Annotated in this window: 3 protein-coding genes; 2 read left to right on the top strand and 1 reads right to left on the bottom strand. The window is 34.5% G+C overall.

Annotated features, from left to right (window positions below):
• A partial coding sequence (locus tag U9O96_00285) for a hypothetical protein (GenBank protein ID MEA2053548.1) occupies window positions 1-408 on the top strand: 408 nt, incomplete at its 5' end.
• 126 nt (window positions 409-534) lie between these two features.
• A complete protein-coding gene (locus U9O96_00280) occupies window positions 535-1,959 on the top strand; it encodes an ATP-binding protein (protein ID MEA2053547.1) in 1,425 nt (474 codons plus the stop codon).
• A 258-nt stretch (window positions 1,960-2,217) separates the two neighbouring features.
• Here the strand turns inward: U9O96_00280 and U9O96_00275 are convergent, their stop codons facing one another.
• A complete protein-coding gene (locus U9O96_00275) occupies window positions 2,218-2,883 on the bottom strand; it encodes a nucleotidyl transferase AbiEii/AbiGii toxin family protein (GenBank protein MEA2053546.1) in 666 nt (221 codons plus the stop codon).
• Window positions 2,884-3,028 lie beyond the last annotated feature (145 nt).

Raw genomic sequence — 3,028 nt, 5'->3', positions numbered from 1 at the left:
TCTGAAGAGATAGCTATGATTATCCGCTATCCCTCATACCTTTCTATGGAATACGCTCTTTCAAAACAGGGAATACTCAGTCAAAGAGTATATACGCTTACGCTTGTGACCACCAAACTACCATATACTTACAGAAAAGATAGAGCAACATATGAATATCACCAGATCAGCCATTCCCTATTTTGGGGATACTGGAGAGAAGGAACAGTATTGGTGGCTGAACCTGAAAAAGCATTGCTCGATCTCATTTACATACGATGCGTGAAAAATGGGGATTTAAACGTAGAGGAAGTGAATTCCTTAGTTAACGATATGGCTATAGACGAATTTGATATGGAAAGACTATGCAACTATTCCAAAAAGTTCGGTTCTGGAACTAGGAAGGTTCTTGCCCAGTTAAACATCTAAAAATCCTATTGCACCAAAATCAAAATCTCATTTGGCTCTGGTAATGCTGGAAAGAAAATTATTGAAATCTTTTAGAAAACTTTATAATAAATTATTCTATTTAGAATAATTGAAGGTTTGGATAATATGAAATTCTACGATAGGAAGAAAGAACTAGAAAAAATGGAAGATTATTACAATATGTCCAAAAAAAAATCAATAATGAGCATCGTTACAGGCAGACGGAGAGTTGGGAAAACAAGGTTGATAAGGGAGTTCATAGAGGGAAAAGAAAACTCAATTTACTTCTTCGTAACGGAAAAAGAAACACCCCTTTTACTGGATGACTTTAAACAGCAGATAGAGAGCGTCATGGGTTATTCTCCCAGCTTCAAGAATTGGGAAGAATTCTTTAGATATCTCTCCAAAATAGCAGAAAGACACACAATCATAATATTTGATGAATTTCAGAATTTCAACAGAGTAGATAAAAGTGTGTTCTCAATCATGCAAAAAGAATGGGATGAAAACAAGGATTCCACCAAAATGCTGCTATTCTGTATAGGCTCCTATGTAGGATTAATGAAAAAAATATTCGTGGACAGCAAACAACCCCTCTATGGCAGAATAACGGGATCCTTTAAAATTGAACCTTTTACCTACCTGCAAACTAGAACAATTCTCGATGATATTGGGTACAAAAAAGAGGTAGATAAAATATTGATGTACAGCATATTTGGTGGAGTTCCAAAGTACTACGAAATCTTAGAATTATTTGGTAGAAAAGACGTTAAAAAAATCATAAGAGAAGCTTTCCTAGCAGCTGGTGCACCATTGCTGAATGAAGGATATGACATACTGATAAGAGAATTCGGTGGGTCTTACAGAATGTATTTCTCAATACTGGAAGCCATAAGTCGGGGAAAAAGTACAGTAGTGGAGATAGCAAATGCTGTCGGCTCATTACCAACGACTCTGAGCAAGTATCTGTCAGAATTAGTAAATGAATATGACATCGTGGTAAAAAAGATACCTGTTACAGAAATTGAATTCAAGTCAAAGAAAGGAAGATATTTCTTGAAGGACAACTTATTAAAATTCTGGTTTGAGTTCATCTACAAAAACAAATCGTTTATGGAAATTGGAAACTTTGATGCAATCCTTGACCAATTTAAAGAACAGATGAATGCCTTCGTTGGAAGAACATACGAAAACGTAATCCAAGAACTTATGATCCATTATAATAACAGGAAACTAAAAAATCTCGATGTATCGTTTAAAAAAATAGGTTCGTGGTGGGATAGATCAGGAAATGAAGTAGATGTGTGTGCCTTTTCTGATGAAGAAATGTTGCTTGGTGAGGTGAAGTGGGGAAACAAAAAAGTTGATGTTAATGTAGCAGAAAGTCTGGTAGAGAAAAGTAAACTCGTAAATTGGAAAGGTGAAAAACGGTACATGCTTTTTTCAAAAAATGGTTTTACAGAGAAGTGCAGGGACTTTGCATGGGAAAAAGATTTTCTTTTGCTTGATATAAAAGACGTCAAAGAAGCATTTGAGAGCTCATTCAGATAAGGGAGAATCCATTAGTTGAATCAAAGCAATGAAAGTTGTTGGAATTTGCTAATAATCCTATTGTGCCAAAGGGAAAATCTCATTTGACTCTGGCGATGGTGGTGCTGGAAGGAAAATCATTATGATATGTGCAGAAACTTTGTGAATCTTTTAAAAAATTGCAAAAATATGCCGTATAGAATAATTCACTTGCCCTACTCCAATCCCATAAATCTTTGAATTATTTACACAGCATCTTTCTTTTTACACATTTCTAACTTATAATTTTCTTAATTCATGTTTTAGTTCATCTATGACCAAATCGAAATCTGGCAATTCTTTTACCAGGTCCTTCAATCCGACTTCCCAGAATCTTTTTGCATTATTCAATTTGGTTTCATTAAAAATTAGTTCTGAGTCGAATTCAATTCCTTTAAATCGGCATTTTTCTATCAATAATTTTCTGATCTCTTTCAAATCAAATTTTTTTACTTTTAATAGCATCCATACATCATAATAATCTCTACTTTTGCCTCTCTGTAATATGCTCCTTGTTTTCTCAACTAAAATTTCTTCAAGAGAGTAAACTCTAATCTCATATCTTCCAATATCTGGGTATTGCGAGTCCGTTACCTTCAAGACAGGTTCTGTGATAACCTTCTCATCAAGAGTTATATCCAGTCTTATTCTATTCTTAGCATTTAATGGATCCAGGAACTGTACATTTGCAATTATGCTACCAGACGTTGCATGAAACGATTTAAATTTAAGTTTTATTAAGGATTTTCCCTCGATATCATCAAAAACCTCTTTTAATTGATTCTCTATATTCTTGCTGTCCAAACATAAAGCAGTAAAATCTAAATCATGAGAAAATCTCCGGGTCTCTGGAAAATAGACTTTTTTGATTGCAGTTCCACCTTTGAATATCAAACCATCCTTGATATTTGATTCATATATTCCTTTTAGTCAAAATGGAGTGAGAATCCTCTGGGCTTCAGCCCAGAGATGAATCACTCCACAATACTTTTTACTACGTTCCAGTTGGATACATAGTCCCAAGCCCAACCAGAACATGGTTGTAATTAGC

The organism is Candidatus Thermoplasmatota archaeon (assembly GCA_034660695.1).
GTDB lineage: Archaea > Thermoplasmatota > E2 > UBA202 > DSCA01 > JAYEJS01.
This window is presented reverse-complemented; position numbering and strand designations above follow the sequence as displayed.

Excerpts from the sequence above, each read along its gene's own strand:
- U9O96_00280 (MEA2053547.1), top strand. The coding sequence starts at position 535 with ATGAAATTCTACGATAGGAAGAAAGAACTAGAAAAAATGGAAGATTAT.